At 71.0% G+C, this 22,925-nt stretch carries 21 protein-coding genes; 6 read left to right on the plus strand and 15 right to left on the minus strand.

What is annotated here, in order from left to right; translation table 11 throughout:
* Positions 1 to 30: 30 nt before the first annotated feature.
* Complete coding sequence (locus IL992_RS27030; protein ID WP_193206179.1) at positions 31 to 2,358, plus strand: fibronectin type III domain-containing protein; 2,328 nt, start codon at positions 31 to 33, stop codon at positions 2,356 to 2,358.
* A 180-nt stretch (positions 2,359 to 2,538) separates the two neighbouring features.
* Here IL992_RS27030 and IL992_RS47825 read toward each other — a convergent pair whose 3' ends face one another.
* The 4 genes from IL992_RS47825 to IL992_RS27045 form a co-directional block, all read right to left on the minus strand.
* Entirely contained in the window at positions 2,539 to 2,667 is a 129-nt protein-coding gene (locus IL992_RS47825; RefSeq protein WP_264295093.1) for a hypothetical protein, read from the minus strand.
* A 371-nt stretch (positions 2,668 to 3,038) separates the two neighbouring features.
* Positions 3,039 to 3,995, minus strand: a complete 957-nt coding sequence (locus IL992_RS27035) for a COG1470 family protein (protein ID WP_193206180.1) — start codon at positions 3,993 to 3,995, stop codon at positions 3,039 to 3,041.
* A gap of 12 nt (positions 3,996 to 4,007) precedes the next feature.
* On the minus strand, positions 4,008 to 4,568 hold the full coding sequence (locus IL992_RS27040) for a hypothetical protein (RefSeq protein WP_226873837.1): 561 nt from the start codon (positions 4,566 to 4,568) through the stop codon (positions 4,008 to 4,010).
* A 374-nt stretch (positions 4,569 to 4,942) separates the two neighbouring features.
* Complete coding sequence (locus IL992_RS27045; RefSeq protein ID WP_404804791.1) at positions 4,943 to 5,344, minus strand: Tn3 family transposase; 402 nt, start codon at positions 5,342 to 5,344, stop codon at positions 4,943 to 4,945.
* Positions 5,345 to 5,398: 54 nt separating this feature from the next.
* On the opposite strand from IL992_RS27045, the gene IL992_RS27050 reads away from it, so the two are divergent.
* A complete protein-coding gene (locus IL992_RS27050) occupies positions 5,399 to 5,866 on the plus strand; it encodes a ribosomal protein L7/L12 (protein ID WP_193206181.1) in 468 nt (155 codons plus the stop codon).
* A 54-nt stretch (positions 5,867 to 5,920) separates the two neighbouring features.
* On the plus strand, positions 5,921 to 7,012 hold the full coding sequence (locus IL992_RS27055; protein WP_193206182.1) for a tyrosine-type recombinase/integrase: 1,092 nt from the start codon (positions 5,921 to 5,923) through the stop codon (positions 7,010 to 7,012).
* Here IL992_RS27055 and IL992_RS27060 read toward each other — a convergent pair.
* From IL992_RS27060 to IL992_RS46565, 5 genes are all read right to left on the minus strand, one after another.
* Entirely contained in the window at positions 7,009 to 7,572 is a 564-nt protein-coding gene (locus IL992_RS27060; RefSeq protein WP_193206183.1) for a GyrI-like domain-containing protein, read from the minus strand. The genes IL992_RS27055 and IL992_RS27060 overlap by 4 nt on opposite strands.
* Positions 7,569 to 8,384, minus strand: coding sequence for a MerR family transcriptional regulator (locus IL992_RS27065; protein WP_193206184.1), 816 nt, complete (start codon positions 8,382 to 8,384; stop codon positions 7,569 to 7,571). The genes IL992_RS27060 and IL992_RS27065 overlap by 4 nt, the downstream gene beginning before the upstream one ends.
* A gap of 479 nt (positions 8,385 to 8,863) precedes the next feature.
* Complete coding sequence (locus IL992_RS27070; RefSeq protein WP_193206185.1) at positions 8,864 to 9,247, minus strand: RICIN domain-containing protein; 384 nt, start codon at positions 9,245 to 9,247, stop codon at positions 8,864 to 8,866.
* Between the two features lie 382 nt (positions 9,248 to 9,629).
* Complete coding sequence (locus IL992_RS27075) at positions 9,630 to 13,274, minus strand: WD40 domain-containing protein (RefSeq protein ID WP_193206186.1); 3,645 nt, start codon at positions 13,272 to 13,274, stop codon at positions 9,630 to 9,632.
* Between the two features lie 308 nt (positions 13,275 to 13,582).
* Positions 13,583 to 13,885 (minus strand): hypothetical protein, encoded by a 303-nt coding sequence (locus IL992_RS46565; RefSeq protein ID WP_226873838.1) that lies wholly within the window; start codon positions 13,883 to 13,885, stop codon positions 13,583 to 13,585.
* 734 nt (positions 13,886 to 14,619) lie between these two features.
* On the opposite strand from IL992_RS46565, the gene IL992_RS27085 reads away from it, so the two are divergent.
* Positions 14,620 to 15,426, plus strand: a complete 807-nt coding sequence (locus IL992_RS27085; RefSeq protein ID WP_193206187.1) for a hypothetical protein — start codon at positions 14,620 to 14,622, stop codon at positions 15,424 to 15,426.
* A gap of 351 nt (positions 15,427 to 15,777) precedes the next feature.
* Positions 15,778 to 16,173, plus strand: coding sequence for a TipAS antibiotic-recognition domain-containing protein (locus tag IL992_RS27090; protein WP_319018850.1), 396 nt, complete (start codon positions 15,778 to 15,780; stop codon positions 16,171 to 16,173).
* A 24-nt stretch (positions 16,174 to 16,197) separates the two neighbouring features.
* On the opposite strand, the gene IL992_RS27095 is transcribed toward IL992_RS27090, so the two are convergent.
* Both IL992_RS27095 and IL992_RS27100 read right to left on the minus strand, forming a co-directional pair.
* Positions 16,198 to 16,644, minus strand: a complete 447-nt coding sequence (locus IL992_RS27095) for an SRPBCC family protein (RefSeq protein ID WP_193206188.1) — start codon at positions 16,642 to 16,644, stop codon at positions 16,198 to 16,200.
* Entirely contained in the window at positions 16,641 to 17,087 is a 447-nt protein-coding gene (locus IL992_RS27100) for an ArsR/SmtB family transcription factor (protein ID WP_319018851.1), read from the minus strand. The genes IL992_RS27095 and IL992_RS27100 overlap by 4 nt, the downstream gene beginning before the upstream one ends.
* 97 nt (positions 17,088 to 17,184) lie before the next feature.
* On the opposite strand from IL992_RS27100, the gene IL992_RS27105 reads away from it, so the two are divergent.
* Positions 17,185 to 17,922: an HAD family hydrolase gene (locus tag IL992_RS27105; protein ID WP_193206190.1), complete on the plus strand. Its 738-nt coding sequence runs from the start codon at positions 17,185 to 17,187 to the stop codon at positions 17,920 to 17,922.
* Positions 17,923 to 17,935: 13 nt separating this feature from the next.
* Here the strand turns inward: IL992_RS27105 and IL992_RS27110 are convergent, their stop codons facing one another.
* The 4 genes from IL992_RS27110 to IL992_RS27125 all read right to left on the minus strand — a co-directional run bounded on the left by IL992_RS27110 (position 17,936) and on the right by IL992_RS27125 (position 22,527).
* Entirely contained in the window at positions 17,936 to 18,700 is a 765-nt protein-coding gene (locus IL992_RS27110) for a GNAT family N-acetyltransferase (RefSeq protein ID WP_319018852.1), read from the minus strand.
* Between the two features lie 8 nt (positions 18,701 to 18,708).
* Positions 18,709 to 20,136, minus strand: a complete 1,428-nt coding sequence (gene purB, locus IL992_RS27115; protein WP_193206191.1) for an adenylosuccinate lyase — start codon at positions 20,134 to 20,136, stop codon at positions 18,709 to 18,711.
* 66 nt (positions 20,137 to 20,202) lie between these two features.
* Positions 20,203 to 20,865, minus strand: coding sequence for an SGNH/GDSL hydrolase family protein (locus IL992_RS27120; protein WP_193206192.1), 663 nt, complete (start codon positions 20,863 to 20,865; stop codon positions 20,203 to 20,205).
* A 150-nt stretch (positions 20,866 to 21,015) separates the two neighbouring features.
* Positions 21,016 to 22,527, minus strand: a complete 1,512-nt coding sequence (locus tag IL992_RS27125; protein WP_193206193.1) for an FAD-dependent monooxygenase — start codon at positions 22,525 to 22,527, stop codon at positions 21,016 to 21,018.
* Between the last annotated feature and the right edge of the window lie 398 nt (positions 22,528 to 22,925).

The raw sequence follows: 22,925 nt of genomic DNA on the forward strand, positions 1-22,925 counted from the left end.
TCCTCAGTCATGCCTGCCCTTGTCCTGCCAATGAGGCGGGCCCTCGCGACCCTCGCCGCCGTCGCGCTGGCCCTATCAACGGCGCTATCAACGGCCCTGTCGCCGGCCGCTCAGGCGCGGGCGCTCGCGCCGGTCGCGGCCGGGGCGCCGCCCCGGCCGCCGGCTCCCGCCTCACCCGACCCGTCGCTGCAGGCGCATCCACTGGCGTCCGCGCCCGCGCCGCTGGACAACCCGCTCAAGGGGTTCGCCCGCTTCTACTGGCCCGGCAGCGACGAGAACACCGGCTACCCGCACTCCCTCATGTGGAGCTACTTCGGCCTGTCAGAGGTGATGACCGACCCGGCCGACTGCTCGAAGTACAACTGGTCGATCCTCGACAACGCGCTGAACGAGATCGCCTCGTACGGCAACCAGGCGGCCGTGCGGTTCTATCTGGAGTATCCCGGCGGCAGCGGTAGCCACCCCGGCAACGCCATCCCCCACTGCTTCGACGGGCACGTCACCTACCGGACCAACACCTTCTGGGGCACCACCAGCCCGGACTACGACAGCCCCTACCTGCTCACCGCGCTGAAGGACTTCATCGCGGCGTTCGGCGCCCGGTACGACGGCGACCCGCGCGTCGGGTTCATCCACCTGGGCCTGATCGGGCTGTGGGGCGAGTGGCACACCTGGCCGTTCGACACCGACACCAGCGGCGACACCTACCCGAACTTCATGCCGACCGACGCGCACGCCGCGCAGATCGTCCAGGCGTACGACGACGCGTTCGCCAAGACCAAGCTGGAGATCCGCTACCCCGACTCGGCGGCGAGCGCGGCCACCAACCGGGACATCGGATACCACGACGACTCCTTCTGCTACAGGGAAGGCTCGCCGCTGGCCGGCGTCACGCTGCCGCGGTCGCTCGGCGGGGCCGGCTACGCCCAGCTCCAGCGGGCCCTCGACCAAGGCGCCGAGAACAAGTGGATCACCGACTCGATGGGCGGCGAGGTCCGGCCGGAGATCCAGTCCTCGGCGTTCGCGTCCTGGCCCGGCGGCTCCGGGCAGGTCGACGACATGAAGGCCTGCGTCGAGCTGGAACACACGACCTGGAAGATCAACGAAGGCAGCCAGAGCTACGCGCCGGGTGACCCGAACGTCGCGGCCGCTGTCCGGCTCATGGGCTACGACCTCACCGTCGACAACGCGTACTTCACCAGCACCGCGAGCGGGACCGCGAACGTGGGCGTGCGCATCCGCAACAACGGCGTGGCGCCGTTCTACTACCCGTGGACGGTCACCCTCGGCGTGAAGAACGGCGCCGGGACCGTGGTCAAGACCTTCGACACGTCCTGGGACCTCCGCACGGTCATGCCGCTCAAGATCCGCGCGTTCCCCGACTGGGGCAAGGGGCCGGACCCCACCTATCTGGACTACGGCTACCCGCAGTACTTCCAGACCGGGGTGAACCTGTCCGGCGTGCCCAGCGGGAGCTACCAGTGGGTCCTGCGGGTGAAGAACCCCCTGGAAGCCGTCTCCGCGAACGCCAAGAAGCTGCGCTTCGCCAACGCCGCCCAGGGCGCCGACGGCTGGCTCGGCCTCGGCGCGGTCACCGTCGGCACCGGTGGCGGGCAGGACACCACGGCGCCCAGCGCGCCCACCGGGCTGGCCTCCCCGTCGCGCACCGCGAACTCGGTCACGCTGTCCTGGACGGCGTCCACCGACAACGTCGGCGTGGCCGGATACCGGATCTACCGCGGCTCCACCCAGGCCGGGACGGCGCAGACGACGTCCTTCACCGACACCGGGCTGAACCCCGCGACCTCCTACACCTACACCGTGAAGGCGTACGACGCCGCGGGCAACACCTCTGCCGCGTCGGCGCCGGTCACCGTCGTCACCCTCCCGTCATCGACCGCGGGCCTCGTGCTGGACGACTTCGACGGCGACCCCGCGTACCCGTCCGCCGCGCGCAACGACCTCGGCAAATGGACCGGAGGCAACTGCTTCCTCAACGGCGGCGGCTCCGGCACCGTGTCCGGCGGGGCGCTCAGCCTGAGGTACGACAACTGCGGCTGGTTCGGCAGCGACGTGAACACCGACCTGTCCGCGTACACCTATCTCGTCATCCGCATCAAGGGCGCGGCGGGAGGCGAGCAGGGCCACTTCAACGTCAGTCTCGGCGGGGTGACCAAGGTCTTCGGCGACTTCACGCTCGACGGCGGCGGCCACCCGGCCGTCACCGCGGCGTACCAGGACATCAAGATCCCGATGTCCGCCAACGGGGTCAACCGCGCGTCCCCCGGGCAGTTCGCGATGGGCTTCTGGTACGGCGGCAGCAGCACCGTCACGATCGACTCGATCTCGTTCCAGTGACGCACAGGAGCCAGTGACGCAGGAGAGGCCGTGATCGGGAGTGGAGGACTCCCGATCACGGCCTCCCCGGTGGGCGCGGGACGCGGGCTCAAGCGCCGCGACTCCGCCGAGGACGTCCGGGACTTCTTCCTTGCCCACATCGGGAGATCGGCGGCCTCGGCGCGTTCTTGTGCGGGCGCGTCAGTCGATCACGCGGGCGAGGAACTCCTCGAAGGTCGCCGGCGTCGCGGTTTCGGCGTCACGCGGCTGAGTCATCGCGATCCGGCGTTCGGCGACGTCGATGGTCATGGCGGTGGTGCCGTCTGCCATGTGGGTGGAGAACCCGCAGCGAGGAGACCCTCGCGCATGTAGCAGCAGGCCAATGTGTCCGATCGCCGTGCGCGCCGTGGGGGCGCCCTGATCACTGGTCGGGGTGGCCGGCGCCGGTCAGCCGCGTCGGGGAATCGCGGGCGGAGGCTTCACGCACGCTCAGGCGACGGAGTGGGTGACGGTGCCGGTGTAGAGGCCCGGGGCGGTGGTGGAGGGGATGGTAACGACGAGCGTCGGGGCCCAGCCGGTGGACGTGGGATATGCCCACCAACTTCGCGAGGAGAACGCAGTCACCGCCGAGGGCAGGGGCACCCGCTGATCCTCCTCGCGGCCGGGGGGATTCGGTGCGCGGCTTTCGGCTGCTGTCCCCGTCAGGCCGGTGGTCGTTGTGGGCGGCGTTGCAGGGTGAACCGGGAGGCCATGAAGCGCCACATGAGGTACAGCGTGGCCAGCGCCGCGATGAGCCCGCCGGCCGGGTAGACGGGGAAGCGGACCACGGTGGCCTGCAGGGCGTGCGGCGGGAGGCCTTCGCGTGTGATGGCCACCGTGATGTGGCAGATGCATGCCAGCGGCGGATCGGCCCACTGGGTGGTCACGGTGCGGGTGGAGCCGCGAAGGACGGTGAAGTCCGGGAAGGCGATCGCGTGGCCTTCGGCGTGGGCGAGCAGGTTGTGGTCGGGGGCGAAGAAGTCGTGGTGCACGGTGCCGCTGTCTTTGACCACTGCGGTGAGGGTGATCGGCCCGCCGGGGCTGAACCCTTGGGTGTGCAGATCGGCCAGGGTGACGGTGTCGTTCACCGGACCGGGCACGGTGACCAGCAGCGGCACCGCGACCCCTCGGTTGAGTCGCACGGGTCCGTGTTGCTGCTCGGCGGGCACCAGGGACACCAATGCCACCGCGTGCTCGCCGGGTTCGGGCTGGGCGGGCATGGTGAGCCGGACCGTGACTGTGCGTGCGGCGCCGGGGGCCAGGTGGAAGTGCTGTGGAGTCATGCCGACCCAGTGCGCGGCCGAGTACGGCGCGGCGGGTGGATAGGACAGCGACCCGTCGGGATGTTGCTCCAGCGATCTGGTGGTCACATCCACATCCACCCCGGCCCGGCCGGTGTTGGCCACCTGGAAATGCTGCGGGTCGCCGGCCTGTGACGGGGTGATGACCAGCCGCGTGGGACTCACCTTGAGCGAGAACGCCGGAGCCGCCGACGGGGAGGGCTCGGGCTGCGCCCGCGCCGGCGCGGCGGTGCCGAAGGTGGTGAGCGACCACAGGACGCTCACCACCAGGCCCGCGGCTCGCAGAGCCCGGATGGCGGCCATCACTGGTTGAGGCACGAGCCCGCCTGCCTACAGCGTCGCGGCGATGTAGTCCAGCGTGGTGCGGTAGGTGTCGGGCTGCACCACGGGGATGTTGACCATGTAGTCGTTGCTCAGGTTGTCTCCGCCGGGCGCGGAGGGGGTGTGCTGGGTGTGGACGGTCACCGGCGTGGTGTTGGACATCTGGTAGAACAGCGGCCCGCTGCCGGTCTCCCGCACATACAGGTTGCCGATGGGGATGGAGTCGGGGTTGCCCGCCGAGCCGGTCAGCGTCGGTGTGGTCGCCTGCACCGTGACCTGGTACCCGGCGGGGTTGTTGGTCGTCACCGTCATCGTGACCGCGCCGTTCAGCGTGACCGTGGTACCGGGGTCACCGGTCAAAGTGAATGAGCCGGTCAGGTCGGACAGGGTGATGGACCCGGTGACCGAGACGTTCGCGGTCGTGCTCCCGGAGGAGGTGTCGGCGTGAGCCGGAACGGCGGGCCCGGCCGCGGCGACCCCCAGGATCATCGCAGCGGCCAGAGCTCCAAGCAGCGGTGCCCGCGACGACGAGACGGCCATGTCGGCCATGTGACCTGATCTGCTACCCACAGGTTCCCCCCGAAACCGATCCAGTGGTGAAGATGACCCCAGATGATCCGCCGGGACCTTCGAGGGGGGTTGCCCGGTGATCTGCTGCATTTCTAGCAGGCTCAGGCGATCTTGCAGCAGCGACATGCCGATCATCGTCATCGTCAATAAGCGCAGCTCGCCTGCGATCCCCCTGCTGCACCGGGCCAGGGACGGTGCCTTGCTGGTCGGTGCGAGCGAGCCGGGCGAACACAGGGCTCGCTAACTCATCCACACCGTCGGCGAGGCGTTGCTGCTGGCCATCCTCATCGCCGCGGGACTCGCCTACGCCGCGACGGTGAGCTGGCGCGACCACCACCGCACCGGATGAAGACCGAACCGGTGCTCGCTCGCCCTTACTCGTCGCCGGCGTCGGGCTTGCACAGGGGCCGCAGACCCCCGGGCAGCTCGGGCAGCGGGAAGGAGTAGCGGCCCAGCATGTTGATGTGGTGGCGGACGAACGGCGACAGCCGGGCCGCGCCCTCGTCGCGAACGTCGAAGCCTTCGGCCTGCAGCTGCGCCAGGGCGGCGTCCATGTAGCGGGTGTTAGACAGCACCACGGCGTTGAGGACCAGGTCGAGCGCGCCGACTAGGTCTTCCATGCCTTCGTGGTAGCTCTGATACAGCTGCCCGTTCTTGCCGTGGAAGATCTTCCGGGCCAGAGCGTGGCGGCCTTCTTGCAGGTTGGTCTGGGCCTTGATCTGCCGCCGGTAGCCGGGTTCGTCGGCCAGGCGCAGGATGGCACGCGACGGCGGCATGGCGCTCACCCGGAAGGGCTGACTGTTGCGTGGGGCGGGGTTTACGATCACCGCATGCCCAACATAGGTCCGTTCGAGCTGTTGGTCCTCGCCGTCATCGTGATCGCGCTTCTCGGTGTGGGGCTCGCCGCCGTGCGGGCCGGTGCCCGCCCCGCCGGGCCGCTGGCATGGCGCAGCCCCGGGCTGCTGCCGCCGGTCTCGGCCGAGCTGCAGCACCGGGTGCGAGAGCTGTACGCCGACAACAAGAAGATCGAAGCGATCAAGCTGATCCGCGAACAGACCGGGCTGGGATTGAAGGAGGCCAAGGACCTGGCCGAGGCCCTGGCCTCCGGGCGGCCGCTGCCGGTGGCCCCGGGCCACGCGCGGCCGGATCTGGCGTCGCGGGTGCGAGAGCTGAAGGCGGCCGGACGCGGCGAGCAGGCGGTGTTCCTGGTGCGCGGCGAGACGGGGATGGGCCAGGCGGAGGCCGAACGGTTCGTCGACGCGATCGACGCCGTCGACGTGGAGGGCGGCGAGGCGTAGGAGGCCGTCGCCGCGCGGCGTTCGCTGTCGGTGCGGCTCGGTACGGTGTCGATCATGCTGCCCGTACAGGTGAACAGGCTGACCGTGCAGGAGGCCGGGGACCGCTATGTGGAGCTGGTCCGGGCCAAAACGGTGACCGGTGCGCTGTCGCCCGCCACGGCCGAGGTGTACGCGCGGGACGTGGCGACGTTCGTACGGCTTGCCGGGCCGGACCGGGTGCTGGACGACCTGACCGGCGAGGACGTGGACGCGGTGCTGCTGGCCTTCGCGCGCAAGCCGGACGAGCGCAAGAAGAGCGACGTCCAGGGGAAGGACTCGGGGAAAGAGACGGGGCAGAGCGCGGCGTCGCAGGCGAGGTTCCGCCGGTCGGTGTCGGCGTTGTTCCGGCATGCCGCGTCGGCGGGATGGGTGCATCTGGATCCGATGGCGGCCTCGTCGGTGCGGGCGCGGGAGCGGGGCGGGCTGCGGCCGGAGCGCCGGGCGCTGACACGGGAGCAGGCCGAGGGCCTGATCGAGGCGGCGGGCTCCCCCGCCGCCCCCTCCGGAGAGGCGACCGGTTCCGGCGCGGGGCGCCGCCGGCGGTCCGACCAGCGGACGGAGGTGCGTGACGCGCTGGTGGTGCTGCTGCTGACCACGCTGGGCCCGCGGGTGTCGGAGCTGGTGCGGGCCAACGTGGAGGACTTCTACACCAACGACGGGGTGCGTTACTGGCGGATCTTCGGTAAGGGCGGGCGGACCAGGGACGTTCCGCTGCCCGATGCCGTGGCGGCGGCGCTCGATGCGTACCTGGCGGTGCGGGCGGGCGCGGACGGCGAGAAGGCGCTGTTGCTGTCGTGGCGGGGCAGGCGGCTGGCGCGGGGGGATGTGCAGGCGGTCATCGACCGGGTGCAGCGGCGGGTGGATCCCGGGCGGCGCCGGGCGGTGACGCCGCACGGGCTGCGGCACACGACGGCGACGCACCTGCTCGCGGACGGCACGGACATGGACGCGGTGCGGCGGGTGCTGGGGCACAGCGATCTGTCGACGCTGGGCCGTTACCGGGATGACCTGCCCGGGGAGCTGGAGGTGGCGATGGGGTCGCATCCGCTGCTGCGCCGCCGGCGCGGCCAAGCCGGGCGCGACGGCCAGGCCGCGCCGGACTCCTAGTTCCGCGCGGTGCGTACGGGCTGGCGCAGGATGGTGCGCAGGGCCGCGGGGTCGGTCTCCTGGACGCCGCTCAGGTAGATCTCGTGGTGGAGGCCGGCCGGGACGAGGCCGCGGGCGCGCATGAACTCGTCCATGAGCGCGAGCGATTTCGGTTCCTCGGCGAAGGAGCCGTGGTGGGTCATCTGGACGCACCGCCCGTCGGTGAAGGTGACGAGCAGGACGGTGTCGACGCCGGGGGCGGGGCGGGCGGCCTCGCGGGCCTGATCGGCGAGGGCGGGGTCGAGGTCGTCGGGCAGGCGGAGGAACAGGTGCCAGTGCCATTCGTCCCTGGGCACGTCGAGGGGGTGGCGGGTGGTGTCCTCGACCCACCAGCGGCCTTCGAGCACCGGCATGGGCAGTCCTCCGGCGAGGCCGGTGAGGGGTCCCGCGACGGCGTACAGGGCGGTGATCGCGGCGAGGTGCGCGGGCCCGCCGGGCGCGCCGCGCCCGGTGACGCCGAGTCCCGTGACGGGGCCGAAGTCGGCGAGTTCGGGGGTGTCGGCGGCGGAATACCAGTTCATTCTTCGTCCTCGAGTCGGATCATCAGGTGGGTGACCAGCCGCTCGGGCGGAGTGGTCGCGGGGTCGGAGACGTAGGCCTCGCGGAGCGGGCCGGTGGGGGCGTGCCCGCGTTCGGCGCACCAGGCGATCAGGGCGTGGGCGGTGAGCGAGATCTGGTCGTAGGGGCCGACGTGGGCGGCGACGGCGAACGTGCCGCCGGGCAGGATCGCGGGTTCGGCGCCGGGCACCTGCGGCAGGCCGGTGCCGGTGAGGGCGACGGCGACGGGGATGGACTCGCCGTAGTCGAGCGGGAACAGTCCGACCAGCGCGGGTGCGGGTGGCGCGGCGGCCATCAGGCGGGCGACGCAGGTGGAGGTGGCCCGGCCGATGTCCTCGGGGGTGGCAGCCAGGTCGCGGACGACGATCGCGGGGCGCGGTGGTTCGGTGACGAGGGTGACCTCGGCGCCGGGCAGGCCGGTGGCGAGGATGCGTTCGAGGCTCTTGAGGGTGCGCCTGCGGCGAGCGAGTTCGGCTTCCAGGTCGTCCCTGACCCGGGCGAGCGCGGCGGCGGCGGAGTCCCCTCCCTCGGTTTCCCCTGTGTCCCGGGCGCCGGACAGGACGGCCGCGACGACGGGCAGGGGAACGTCGAGGGAACGCAGCAGGCCGATGGCGAGCGCGTCGCGGGCCTGGGCGGCCCGGTAGTAGCGGTAGCCGCTGGCTGGGTCGGTCCAGGCGGGTTCGAGCAGCCCGAGCGTGGCGTAGTGGCGCAGTTGCTTGACGCTGAGCCGGGCGAGGCGGGCGAACTGCCCGATCGACAGGAGGTCGTCGTTCACGTGCCTCAGGATGGCCTCTCCCCCAGTGGGAGAGTCCACCGCCTACTCGGGGATTGAGGAACATCGGAACTGTGATTCTTGGTCTATGGCCCGGCTGAGCCTGCCACGCTCGACGTCGATACCGGGTATGACCCCGCATTCGGCTCGAAAAGTCGCGGGAGGCGGTCGCCTGGATTGACGCTGGCGTGGCTTCTCGTTCTGATGCGTCCGGGGCTCCGGCGTTTCGAGGCTGATGTGGCAGGCGAACGAATGTCCCGCCAAGGGCGCCGGGTGGTCTGCCTTTGGGGGCAGATCGTTCTGCGTGCCTGGTAAGGGGGCCTCGGGATGCGACGCGGCGTGGTCTGAGGGCTTTCAGTCCAGCAGGGCGCGCAGCGCCAAGTCACCGATCTGCCGCAGATCGTCGTGGCTGCGGCCAGCTGCCGCCTGGACGGCGATGCCGTCGGAGATCGTGTGGAGGAGTGCACCCAGGACGGCCGGTTCTAGCGGGAGGGCAGATCGGTGCCCGACGTAGTGGACCCGCTGGGCACGTCGAGGCACCGGCCGCTGTTGACGTTGACCAGGGTGTAGATCCCCGACCCGGCGGAGTTGAGGGTGAACTGCTGCCAGGCGGCGCCGGTGGTGCAGCCCCACTGCTGCACCAGCGCGCCGTTGTCCTTGGATCCGGACACGATGTCCAGGCACATGCCGCTCTTGGTGACGCTGATCTGGTACGTACCGCCCGCCGCGGGCACCGCCGCCTGGGCGGGCACCGCGTGCAACGCCACGGCGGCCAGAGGCACGGCCGCGGCGGCGGCGATTCCGCGTGGCGTGCGGCGGCGGGTCCGGGGCGGGCTCGGGACTGTTTCAGGGGGTGTGGGAGGCATCTGCGCTCCTTCGGACGCGCGTGGTGTGAACGGGAGGACCGCTGCCCGCCCCGGGATTGCCTGCGTCGGCGCGAGAGTCCCCGCACCGTAGAATTAAGTTCGGGAATATGTCAATCACCCAAACTAAATCGTCCTCGTTCCTTCTGGTCAATCGTGTGAATCCGCTGGAAACTTTCATCGCGGCGCACGCGGGTTGACCCTCACGCCGGGTGAGGCCGCGGTCGGCCAGCATGCGGCCGACCATCCCAGACCATGGCGTCGACGAAGGAGTCGCCATCGCCGGGGCAGTCCCCGCGGCCGGTGGCGGCGGTAGCCGGCTGAGGGAAAATGCGCGCACGGTGGTGCCGACCGCAGCGCCGGAACGCGGACGTCCCCCCGCGGGTCACCGCTGGGACCGCACGGCCTCGTCGACGGCGCCCAGCGCACGCAGTGTCCCCCGCTGCGCGTCGGTGAGCCCGTGCGCCCCCGTGATGTCCATCTCCTCGTAAGGACGGTCCGGAACGAGCATCGACACCTGCCGCCCTCCCTCGTCCCAAAGCCTCGCGGTGCCATCCAGGCTGGCGCTGGCCAGGGCCATCCCGTCCGGAGTGTACGCCAGGGCCTGCACCGGTCCGGAGTGGCCCACGATCACCATGGGGTCGGACAGGTCCTCCACCCGCCAGACCCGGATAAGCCGATCGTCGCCGCCGGTCGCGACCGTGCGGCCGTCTGGGTGGCAAGCGACCGCCCGCCAGTAACCCTCGTGGCCGTGCAGCCTGGCGAGAAGACGCCGTTCTCCGAGGTCCCAGACTTCCACCGGGCCCTGCGCGACCGCCGCGAAGAGACGGCCGCCGTCGGGAGTGACGGCCAGTGCGATCACTCCGCCGGGAGTGCCGCCGCGCAGGGTCGCCACCGGAGTCCCGTCCCGGGCATCCCAAAGCTTCACCGGATCATAGTGGTCGCCGCCACCGGTGATGAGCAGGCGCCCGTCCGGGGTGTAGGTCACCGGCCCTGCCGCCGACTCCACCGCGGGGACCGAGAACAGGATGTTCCCCGTCGTGAGATCCCAGATGTGGACGAGCTGGTGCTGCCCGCCGCTGGCCAATCGCTGCCCGTCCGGGCTGAAGGCGAGGTCGGACACGTAGCCGCGGTGACCGGTCAGCACCCGGATGGCACGGCCGGTAGCAACATCCCACACCCGCACCGTGCGATCGTCCCCGCAGGACGCGAGCCATGTGCCGTCGCCGTTGAACGCGAGCGGACCCACCTTGGCGGCGTGCCCGGCAAGGATCCGCAGGCAGTGGCCGTCCCGGTCCCACAGCCGAATCAGGGTGTCCATGCCTCCCGTCGCGATGATCCCGGCGGGCGAGCACGCCACGGAGTTGATGGGCTGCTCCTGACCCTCCAGTGACGTCTGGCAGGCGCCCGTGTCGATGTCCCAGATGCGCAGGCTCTGGTCGCCGCCGCCGCTGACGGCCAGCGGACCGGCGCCGAGCAGGGCGACGGAGTTGACAGTCCGCTGGTGCCCCTCCAGCCTGCGGAGCAGCCGACCGGTCGTCATGTCCCAGACCCGGACGAGACTGTCGTCCCCGCTGCTGAGTAGCCGTTCGCCTGCAGGTGTGAAGGCCAGGGAGCGAACCCGGTCTGAATGTCCGAGCCCGAGGTCGCGTGGCACCCCGGTGGCCCGCTTCCATATCCTGATGTCGCCGTCAGGGTTGCCGGCTGCCACGAGCTCGGCCGACACTGCCACGTTCCAGTACGCCTCGTCGCCGCCGAGGATGCGCAGGCACCGCCAGTCATCGGTGTCCCACAGCCGGACGGTACCGTCCAAACTCGCGCTGACCAGAAGCGTTCCGTCGTCGGCGAAGCGTACGGCTCGGACCCAGTTCGTGTGGTCGGTGAGGATTCGGATCGGGTCGCCGGTGAGGGCGTGCCACACCCGCACCCTGTTGTCGTAGCCCGCAGTCGCGAGGAGGGGGCGGGACGGATGCCAGGCGACGTCGGCGACGATGTGCTCGTGGCCCCGTAGCACCCGGACGGCACGCCCGGTGCGCAGTTCCCACACACGGATGGTCTGGTCAACGCTGGCGCTGGCCAGCCACCGTCCGTCCGGGCTGAACGCCACCGCGGTCACGGCGTTCATGTGCTCACGCCAGACGGCGACGGGCTGGCTGTCGGACATCCGCCATAGTCGCACGTCGCCGCCCGCGGTTCCCGCTGCGGCGAGTTCCCCGCCGGGCGCGCCCGCGACGGCGTTGACGATGCCGAACGTGTCGGCGAACGACGTCCCGACGAAGCGGGTCCCGCGGAACGACACGTGGCTCAGGCGCGCGCTCTGAAGCGCGGCGTGCCTGATCGTGAGCCCCGAGAAGTCGAAGGACGACAGGTCCGCGCCGATGGCGAGAGCGAGGTGGAGCGCGTTGGCGGCGGCGTAACCGTTCGCCGCCTCCGGCCTGTCGCGCAGCCCCCGCACGAAGGAGCGCAGCAGCTCGCGGCTCCCATCGGGGCCGTAGACGTCCAGCAACCGCGCGGCGAGCGGTGCCAGCAGGACCCGCCGCTGTGCTTGCTGAACGTACTCGCGGAACGACGACCGCAGCAGGCCGTGGAGGGACAGCACCTGTGGCTCGCCCGCGACGAGTTCCGAGAAGGCCAGGTCGAGAAGGTCTTCGATCATGTACTCGGCGATCACCGGGATGACCGTGAACCGCCCGGGATCCGTGCGCACCGCCAGTGCCCGCGTGAGGAGCGTGCCCATGGCGTCGAGGACCCTGCTCTTGGCGATCACCGACGGCGTCAGGCAGTGGATCAGGTCGTCGAGACCGAGCGGCTCGCGCCCGAGGGACAGCCATCGCAGGACGGCGAGCGCCAGCGGGTTCAGCCGGGCGATCTGACCGGCCAGTAGGCCCCTGACATCCCCGGTTACCGCCACCTCCTCCCGTAGGAACGCACCGGCGTCGCCGCCGTACAGGTCATGGACGACGCCGATCGCGAGGGTCATCTCCCACGGATTGCCCGAGTACACCTCCGCCATGCGCGCGGCCGCCGCGGCGTCGGCGTGGATCTCCCGAACGGTCAGCAGTTCGGCGCATGCGGCGGTGTCGAGACCGCCCAACTGGAGCGTGCACACCTGCCGACCGGGGCGATCCAGCAGTTCGGCCGGCGCCTCGCGTGTGGTGATCAGCACGGTCCCGTCATGCTCGGCGTCCGCGAGCGCGTGCAGAAGGCGCAGGTGAGCGCGCTCCTGTGGCGACGGCATGGACGTTCCAGGCGGGAGAACGGATTCCATGTTGTCAAGGACGACCAGGCAGCGCCGCGCCCGCAGTACCCGGATGAACTCGGCGATCAACCGGTCGGTCACGCCCTCGGACACCGCCTCGGGCGCCCGGGCGGGCAGCAGGACGCCGACGAGGTCGCGCAGCAGTTCCTCCGGCGACTGCCGGTCGGCGAGCGATCGCCAGACCACCACGTCGAACAGGTCCCGGCTGTCGCGGGCGACCCGGGCCGCGAGGGTCGTCTTCCCCATCCCGCCCCGCGCGACGATGACGCCGAGCCGGGCCCGGCCCCGGATCCAGTCCGTCAGTGTGGCGACCTCCTCATGCCGGCCGAAGAAGGCGGCGGGCGCGGGCGCCGGCCCCCAGTCGGTCAGCGTACGGACGGGCTCGACCGAAGGTGTCCTGGCGGCCTCGGGTTCGTCGGTCCCCCATAGGGCTGTCGGCTGCGGCGGGGGCTCGGCGGGCGGTGCCGGCACGCCGGTCCTCTGCTCCGGGGGCGGCGCGGGGAGGCGTGGCTGGCGGGGCCGCAGCCACTGGAGCGTGGCGACGGCAAGGCCCACGAGTGTGACGGCGGCGGCACCGAGAGACTGCGCCGTGAGGGCGCCGCCCGCGACCCCAAGGCCGACGCCGCCGAGCGCGAGGAGCGCGAGCGAGACGATCCCCAGCCGGGAAAGAACGGGCGGCCGGGCGATTCGCCGGGCGATCCTCCCGAGCCCCGTCACCGCCCGGAACAACGACTTGCCGACCAGCGTGAACCTGCGTAGAGCGCGCTTCACCGACGTCTCCTCGCCGTGATCCCTCAGAGCGGCGCCCCGACACCCGGCTCACGAGAATCCTAACGACGGGCACCGCCGCCGCAACGGCGCCGACTGCGGCCCCGTCTACCGGGGGTGCCACCGGAATACGGCAGAAACGGACCGCGGGATTGATCGCTGATCGTACGAGCAGGACCTGGCCGCACAGCTGAACGCTCTCGCTGAGCTCGGCGTTGACGCCGACCGGATCTATGTCGACAAGGGGTTGACCGGTGCCAACCGCGACGGCCAGGCCTTGCGCAGGCTCTGGTGGCACGCCGGGCCCCCGACTAGGGGTTTGCGTAGCGGGTGGTCATAGTGTGGAAGACCTTTCTGGGCTTCCAGGTGGTCGGATCCAGCATTTCGACGACGCCGTAGGAGCCCAGGGCGGCACGCCCTGCGCGGTTGTAGGTGGCGAAAGTGAACCAGAAGGAGGCGTCGACGCCTGCCTCCTCGAAGGCGTCCGTTAGCTCGGTGAAATAGCGGACCTGCTCGGTCTCGTCGCGGACGGTCCCCGCGGGGACCTCCCAGGCCACGCCGCCGCGGTCTCCGGATCCCGCGTAAGGACAGGTGCCGAACTCCGTTACGGCCATCGGCTTGCCGTGGCTATCTCAGAAGCGCCCAGGTCGACGGGGAAGGGTGAGAACCACACTTCGAGACCCGCCGCGGCGGCGAGCGAGAGCCGCTCGGGCGTGCCGCCGGTGATGCGCACGCGGTGCAGTGCAGCTCGTCGGCGATGACCCGGATGTCGCGCTCGACCGCCTCCGTGTGCAACTCGGGGCGGCCGACGTTGCCGGGCAGGAAGCCGGTTTCTTAGGTGACTCCTCATGCGCGCATCACTTCTCCTCTCCGCCGACGAGCCTGCCCGCGGCCAGCGGGGGCATGCCGTCCGTCAGGCGCTGGAAGAACGTCTCCTGGATGGTGTACTGGCCGCGGTGACGATGTGCGCGGCCATCAGCCGGACGCGCATGTGGTCCGGTTCGCCCGCCTCGACGAGGGCCTTGACCAGGGCCGCGGCCTGCTCGCCGCGGAAGCGGCTGACGCCAGGCGATCAGTGCGGGGCTCCGCTGGATGACCCCCACCATGGTGCGCAGGTGGTTCTTTCCAGGTCTTGGTGCCCTGGAAGGTGACCCCGCGCCGGGCCAGCAGGGTGCGTAACGCCGGACCGCAAGGGCGGAGAAAGGCTCGTCTCACTCAACTGTCACTTGCAATGTGTAATCAGAACATCACTATGAGTGATATAGGCAGTTCGCGGCCCCTAGAAGAACCTCACCCGCCCAGGAGATGTGCCGAAGGGACCCGCGCCCCCGGCAGGAAAGGCCCGGTCATGAGCCACTACCAGACCCCGGACGACATCAACCAGCCCCACAACGACGACATCAGCCTCCCCAGCACGACGGAGACCGGTGCCGTCCCCGCCGCGCAGCCGGAACCCCCAGGCCAGCAGTGCAAATGCAACTTCGCCGACTCGACGTGCATCGCGTTCAACGGCACCGGACACAAAAACGACCCAATCACCGCCGAACCGGTGATCGACCCCGCCCCGTGCAACGCGCTGAGCTGCACGCCAACCGGTCTCCTCGTCCCGACAGTGCTCCTCGAAGCCGGACAAGGCCTGCAGGTCACAGCCCCACAACAGGGCGCCTGCCCGCAGACGTGGCGGATCGAGCTGTCCGGCACCTGGTCCCAGACCCCCGCCACGCTGGCCTTCCGGCACGACCTCACCGAGGCTGCCCGCGAATGGGAGGCCGTCTCCGAGGTTCCCACTCTCACCATCCCGCGGAGCGGCGAGTGGGAGGTCAACTTCCAAGTACGCGGCGCGGTCACGATACCGCCGAACCCGGGACCCGCTCAGCAGGCGACCGGAGTCACCGCCGCCATCTACAAAAACGGCGTGCTGGTCAACGGGACCGAACTCATGGTCGTCCACATCAGCGAACCAGGCAACGGGCCGGGCAACCACGTCCAGGCGACCGGCTCGCGCCAGTTCATGCACCGATTTGACGCCGGCGACACAATCGAACTCGTGGCGCGCCGGACCACCACGAACGGATCTGCGGCCGTGGTGAGCAATATCGACGGCCGTACCTACGTGACCGCCCACTGGCTCGCACCCCACGACGTCACCCCGTGACGGCAGGAGAGACGGAGCCGCCATCTGCCGGCTCGTCACACCGTGCCCAGCGGTGATGCCCAGGCGGCGGATCCAGGCCGGTCCGGGACTCCCAACAGCTACAGCCAGGGCAAAGGAGCGGTGCGATGCCCGCGTACGCGCGCGATAGCAGCCGGGTTTCGTAGCATCAGCGTGAACAAGGAGGGCAAGGTGGCGCCGAGGGCATCCTGACGAACGGCGCGACCGCTCCAGCTCCGCCTGCGACGGAGCGCCGGGAACTGGCCGTACGAGGCCACCTCGGCATCGCTTAAGAACTCGACTGGCATAGGCCCAGAAGTTGGGCATTTCCCTCACACCGAGGAGCGGTTCGAGGTGTTCGGCGACTTCGATCCCGAGCAGTACGCCGAGGAGGCGGAGGAGCGGTGGGGCGGCGGCGACGCTTTCGAGCAGAGCCGCCGCCGCACCGCCCGCTACACCAAGGACGACTGGCGGGCCATCACGGCGGAGGCCGGCGAGGTGCTGGAGGCGTTCGCGGCGGCCTTCGCCGAGGGTGCCCCGGCGGACGGCGAGCGGGCGATGAACGTGGCCGAACGGCACCGCGCGCACATCACCCGCTGGTTCTACGACTGCACCTACGAGATCCACGAGGGTCTCGGGGAGATGTACGTCACCGATCCGCGCTTCGCGGCGAACTACGAACGGGTCTCCGAGGGGCTGAGCCGGTATGTCCGCGACGCGGTCCACGCCAACGCGGCGCGGCACGCCTGACCCCGGCTGGTCCACGCAAGGGGGTCACAGTACGGCGGCGAGCGAGCTCGTCATCAGGTGCCGCCATCCGCCGTCCATGATGGAGCGGGCCCGCCGCTGCATCTCGTTGCCGGGGTCGAAACCCTCGTGGGTCAGGAACAGCCGGGTGCCACGGCCTTCGGGTTCGAGCGTCCAGGTGATCGTCCAGTCGGCGGCGCTGGGGCTGCCGGGGTCGGCGTCGCGCCAGCCCAGGCGGAGCATGCGCTCGGGTTCGAAGGCCAGCACCTCGGCCTGGACGGTGCCGGAGAACCCGGTGCCGGGCATGGCCGTCCCGCGCATCGTGTATCGGTGGCCCACGCTCAGGCGGAAGTCGCCCGGCATGAACCACTGGGCGAGCAGGTCGGGGTCGGTCAGGGCCTGCCATACGCGGGCGGGCGGGTGCGCCAGGTATTCGTCCAGGCGCAGCACGGTCGGGTCGTCGGGGTCGGTCATGGCCTCTCCTCGTCCTGGTCCGTCCGGGGGCCGCTGCCGCTGTCGTGCGGGTGGCCGCCGGCGTCGTCGGTGGTTTGGGTGTCGCTGGTGGTTTCCGTGTCGTCGAGCAGGTGGCGCAGGGCGGACAGCCTGTCGCGCCAGAACCGCTCGTAGGGGTCCAGCCAGTCGCGGACGTGGACGAGCGGGACGGGCTCCAGGCGGTAGAGCCGGCGTCTGCCGTCCCTGCGTTCGCTGACCAGGCCCGCCTCGCGCAGCACCCGCAGGTGCTCGGAGAAGCTGGGCCGGGCCATGGAGAAGCAGGAGGCCAGGTCCTGCACGGACTGGGGGCCGCGCTCGCGGAGCAGGCGCAGCACCTCGCGCCGCACCGGGCTGGCGAGTGCGGCGAAGATCTCGTCTTCCGCCGGTGGCGGCGACTGCCGTACGGCGGTGGGGGTGACGTCCACGACCCCATAATAGGTAGGAAATTTCCTACCTGTCACCTGCGGGGGCTTCACAACCTGGAAACGCGGCGGAAACAGGGCTCTGTCAAGATGAGGACTCGTGATCAGGGCCATTCTGTTCGACCTCGACGAGACCCTTTTCGATCATCGCCGGGCGGTCGCGCACGCCGCGACCCGCTGGACCGAGTCGGTCTGCCCCGGGCACGAGCTGCTGCCGGAGACGCCGGCGCTCTGGCTCGACCTGGAGGACAAGCACCTGCCCGCCTGGCACGCCGGGGAGTGCTCGTTCGCCGAGCAGCGGCGCAGGCGGCTGCTCGAGTTCTGCCGGCGACTCGGGCTGCCCGAGCCGGCCGACCCGGGCGCGGCGTTCGCCGCCTTCCTGACCCACTACGAGTCGGCCTGGGCCGCCTTCGCCGACGTGCCCGAGACACTGGACGCGCTGGCGGCCCTCGACGACGCACCCGTGCTGGGCGTGCTGACCAACGGCGTGGCCGTGCAGCAGGAGGCCAAGCTGCGCCGCATCGGGCTGATGGACCGCATGGAGGTGGTCCTGACGCCCGACGCGCTCGGCGCGTTCAAACCCGCCCCGCAGTGCTACCGGGAGGCGGCGGCGAAGCTCGGCCTGCGCCCGCAGGAGGTGCTCATGGTGGGCGACAACCTCCTGCTCGACGCGGTCGCCCCCACCCGGGTGGGGATGCACGGGGTGTGGCTCGACCGCTACCGCGCCGAGCCCTGCACCTCCTCCCCCGCCGTGCCGAGGATCACCACACTGCGCGATCTGCCCGATGTGCTGGACGCGCAGAGCCCGCACCTGATCGGACCGTCACGCGCCGCCTGACCAGCGAAAAGGATCAGGTACGCAGACCGGCGGCGGCGACGCGGCGGCGGGCGAAGCCGAGCCGTTCGTAGACGGCGACGGCCGCCCGGTTCCAGTCGTCCACCATCAGCGCCGCGCGGCCGTGCTCTGCCAGCAGCGCGGACGCCACGAACCGGCACACCCGCTCCCCCAGCCCGCGTCCCCGCGCCGGTACGGCGGTCGCGACGCCGGCGAGCAGGCCCACCGTCGGCGCGGACCACGCGTCGGCCGCGACCGCCAGCAGGGTGCCCGAACCGTCCCGTACGCCGGCCCAGCGGCGTACGCGCGGCAGGCCCGGCACGGCGTAGGAGTCGGGGTTGGCGGCGGCGAGCAGCTCGGCCACCTCGGGAGCGGCGGACTCCACCAGCCAGGAGGCCGCCCCCTCCTGGCCTGCCCCCTCCCGGCTCGTCGTCTCCTGGCGGGGCGGGGCGAGTTTCTCGGTGCCCATCCAGGAGAAGTGGCCGGCGAGCTCCAGCTCCGGCGCCGCCTCGACGACCTGTTGGATCAGCGCGGCGTCGCCGAGGGGCCGATACGACGGCCCGGCCTCGGCCAGGGCGTGCCGCACGAGCGGGACGACCTGGGTGGCCGTGCCCCGCACCGCCAGGCGGTCGCGCCGGGACGCCTCGGGGCTGGCCACCGCCACCGCGTCCCTGTACGCCCAGGCGCGCACGCCGGGCCGCATGCCCTGCGCCGCCCACACGACGAGGTCGTCGTCTCCCGAGGCGGCGACGACCTCGGCCTCGCTCACCAGCTCACGCACCCGCGTCCCTACAGGATCGCGCCCGGCGCGTAGGCGGCGTCGCCGGGATGGCGTGCGGTGATCTCGCCGATCCGCGTGGTCACGGCCGCCACCTGACCGGCGGCCGCGCCGGCGAAGGAGGCCCGGTCGGCGAGCAGCGCGTCGAGCTCGGCCCGGCCGAGCGGGAAACGATCGTCGGCGGCCAGCCGGTCGAGCAGCTCGTTGGCGGCGCCGCGCGACCGCATGGCCAGCGCCGAGGCGACCGCGTGCTCCTTTATGATCTCGTGGGCGGTCTCGCGGCCGACCCCGGCCCGCACGGCCGCCATGAGCATCTTGGTCGTGGCGAGGAACGGCAGGTAGCGGCCCAGCTCGGCCTCGATGACCGCCGGGAACGCGCCGAACTCGTCCAGCACGGTCAGCATGGTCTCCACCAGGCCGTCGAAGGCGAAGAACGCGTCGGGCAGGGCGACCCGGCGGACGACCGAGCAGGACACGTCGCCCTCGTTCCACTGGTCGCCGGCGAGCTCCCCTGCCATCGAGGCGTACCCCCGCAGGATCACGGTGAGGCCGTTGACGCGCTCGCAGGAGCGGGTGTTCATCTTGTGCGGCATCGCCGACGAGCCGACCTGGCCTTCTTTGAAGCCCTCGGTGACCAGCTCGTGCCCGGCCATCAGGCGGATGGTCTTGGCCAGGGAGGACGGCGCGGCGGCCAGCTGCACCAGCGCGGTCAGCACGTCGTAGTCGAGCGAGCGGGGGTAGACCTGGCCGACGCTGGTGAAGCGGCGGGCGAACCCGAGGTGCGCGGCGACGCGGTCCTCCAGCGCGGCCAGCCGGTCGGCGCCGCCGAGCAGGTCGAGCATGTCCTGCGCGGTGCCGACCGGGCCCTTGATCCCGCGCAGCGGATAGCGCTCCAGCAGGTCCTCCAGCCGCTCATAAGCCACCAGCAGCTCGTCGGCGGCGGTCGCGAAGCGCTTGCCGAGCGTGGTCGCCTGTGCGGCGACGTTGTGCGAGCGCCCCGCCATGACCGTCGAGGAGTGCTCGGCGGCCAGGCGGCCCAGGCGGGCCAGCAGCGCCACGACCCGGCCGCGCACCAGCAGCAGGCTGTCGCGGATCTGCAGCTGCTCGACGTTCTCGGTCAGGTCGCGGGAGGTCATGCCCTTGTGGACGTGCTCGTGCCCGGCCAGGGCGTTGAACTCCTCGATGCGGGCCTTCACGTCGTGTCGGGTGACCTTCTCCCGCTCGGCGATGGAGGCCAGGTCGACCTGCTCGGCGACCTTCTCGTAGTCGGCGATCGCCTGCTCGGGCACCTCGATCCCGAGGTCGGCCTGGGCCTTCAGCACGGCGAGCCACAGCCTGCGCTCCAGCACCACCTTGTGCTCGGGAGACCACAGGCGGGCCAGCTCCGGCGAAGCGTAACGAGCGGCCAGGACATTCGGGATACGCGGCTTGGCATTCACGTTGGCCCAGTCTATTGAGCCCGCTCCTGCCGGCTGCCCGCAGGTGCCGGGCACGGCGAGGCACGGTCACGCGACCAGGCGCAGCCAGGCCGCCGCGAGTGCGGCGTGACCGGCCGGCGTCGGGTGCGCGCCGTCCGCGGCCCAGTACTCCGGCCCGGTCGTCGCGGCGAGCTCGGCGAACATGCCGTCGGCGGCGAGCAGGTGCGCGCCGTACTCGCGGGCGAGCTCGCGCACGACCTGGATCTTCGGGTCCAGGTCGGCGCGCCACTCCTTGCGCACCTCTTCGCCGACGTGCACGTCGCCGACCTCGACAAGGCCGCGAATCGGCAGGAGGAACGGCTCGATGAGGATCAGCTGCGTGCCCGCCTCGGCGAGGGGCGCGAGCAGGCGGTCGTAACCCGCCGCGTAGTCCTCCGCGGGGATCACGTAGCCGTCCGGGTCGTACGTGTGCCAGCCCATGTCGTTGCCGCCGACGAGGATCGACACCACGTCGGGGCGCGCGTCGAGCACGTCCGCCTGCCAGCGGGCTTCGAGGTCCATCACCTTGTCGCCCGCGATCCCGGTGTTCAGCCAGGTCACGGGCCGGTCGGGGTGCCGGAATCCCCACTCGCCCGCAACGTAAAGCGGGTAGCCGAAGCCGAGACCCTGTTCGCTCTCCGACCGCCGGCAGTCGGTGATCGAATCGCCGGTGAACATCACGGTGCTTCCCGGACGGAGGGTGATGGTCATGGTGGCTCCTGGAATCTGGTTGAAGAGAGAAAAGGGTCATATCGGTCACGGGGTGTCAGCGTTGACCTTCGGGCGGGGCGTGGAAAGCCGGCACTGGCCGCGCCGGCGCCGTGAAAACGGCCTTCGCGCCCTTGGGGGCCCGCAGCAGCTTCAGATCGCCGGGCTGCCGAACCAATGGCCGGCGGCCCGCTCGAACGCTTCACGATCGGGGTCGTCGTGGTTACCTGCCCAGGCGACGACGCCGTCGGGTCGGACAAGCACGACACCCAATCCGAGGTTGTTTCCGGCCGGCCCTGCTGCGTACCGAATCCGACGCTCCCACCCCATCGCTGACGCGTGGAGGAGCCGGTCGGTGCTGAAGTCGAGCGCGACGCCTCGTCCGTCCCGCATCAGGTCGCCGAGGCGGGTGCCGTCCTCGAGACGAAGGTCCGGGGCGTTGCGGCCGACCAGCGGCTGCTCGCTGCCGAGGTCGTAGCGGATCGACGATCCCGATGTCTTGCCGAACACGTAGGTCGTTCCGTCACGGGTTCCGATCAGGTCGCGAATCACTGTCTGGATCGCCTGCGCATGCGGGTCCGGTCTCATGACCGCCGCCTGGGCGCGTGTCCAGTCGAGCACCCATGCGCCGATCGGATGGCGCTCGCGGGTGTAGGTGTCGAGAAGCCCGTCCGGCGCGTACCCGTGCACGGTCGCCGCGAGCTTCCATCCCAGGTTCATGGCGTCACCGATGCCGAGGTTGAGTCCCTGCGCTCCGAGGGGAGAGTGGATGTGAGCGGCGTCGCCGGCGAGCAGTACGCGCCCCTGCCGGTAGGTCGTCGTCTGCATCGCCCGATCGGTGAAGCTCGAGGCGAGATGGACGTCGCTCAGTGTCACGTCGGTGCCGGATACACGGCGCAGGACCGCCTGGAGATGGTCGTGAGTCGGCCGCTGCGAGCGATCGAACGCGCCGCCGTCGAACTCCAGCATGCCGATGTGGCCTTCGGCGAGCGTCCGCAGGTACATGCCCGTCGGCGTCAGGGTGAACCCGGGGCGCAGCTTCTCGGGATCGGCGATGGCGGCGAGCACGGCGTAGCCGGTGAACTGCGGCTCGGTGCCGACGAAGTCGAAGCCCGCGAGTCCGCGCACCGTGCTGCGTCCGCCGTCGCAGCCGACGAGCCAGCGCGCCGCGTACTCGTGCTCGCCGGCGTGCGCGACCACGATCTCGTCGTCCTGCGCGATGGCAGAGACGGTGACGCCGCGCCTTACCTCCACGCCGAGCGCGGATGCCCGCTCGGACAGCACCGCCTCGACCGCTTCGAGGTTCGTCATCACGCCCTCCATCGCCGGGCTGGGAAGCCGGAAGGGCAGGGCGGCGACGTCGACCTTGGCCGGATCGAGCATCATGCCGGCGAAGTGGCCCACGCCACGAGGGGGTGCCGGTTCGTCCGCGCCGGGGTAGTCGTCGACGCCCGACGCCTTCAGCAGCGGGTGCAGCATCCCGCGGCGGTAGAACGCCTCGGCCGACGTGGCCGACAGGCCCCGCATCCCGAGCGGGTCCGCCTTCCACGGGGAGCGGGGTTCCGGCTCCCGCTCGAGCACCAGGACGGAGCAGCCCGCGAGGCCAAGCTCGCAGGCGAGGAACAGACCGACAGGGCCGGCGCCCACGATCACTACGTCATGCACGAGAACTTCCCTTCCGAAGCTCGCCTTCCTGTTCTTTCAGGCACCCAAGACTGACGCGGGCCGCTCACACGAGGCACACACGAGGCGCACACGGGCACACACGGCGCTCACACTCCCGCCCTGCGACGCGCCGGCGCTGTCCAGGGACGGCCGGAATACGGCGGAAAGACACCGCGTGCTGGTGCCGTCGCCCGAATGGACGATCGCCGATCCGGGATTGCGCGGACAGGTGGCAGCGGACACCGCCTGGCTGCGCGACTTCGTACGCCGGGGCAACGACGCGTGGGGCGCCGAGCTGCGCCAGGGGTTGTACGCGTGGCCGTCAACGCGAGCAAGGCCGGGCTCGACGTACGCATCGCATCAAGGACGCGGCGCCGGCCGACCCGGCGGCGCTCACG

The sequence above is a fragment of the Microbispora sitophila genome (assembly GCF_014892245.1).
GTDB lineage: Bacteria > Actinomycetota > Actinomycetes > Streptosporangiales > Streptosporangiaceae > Microbispora > Microbispora siamensis.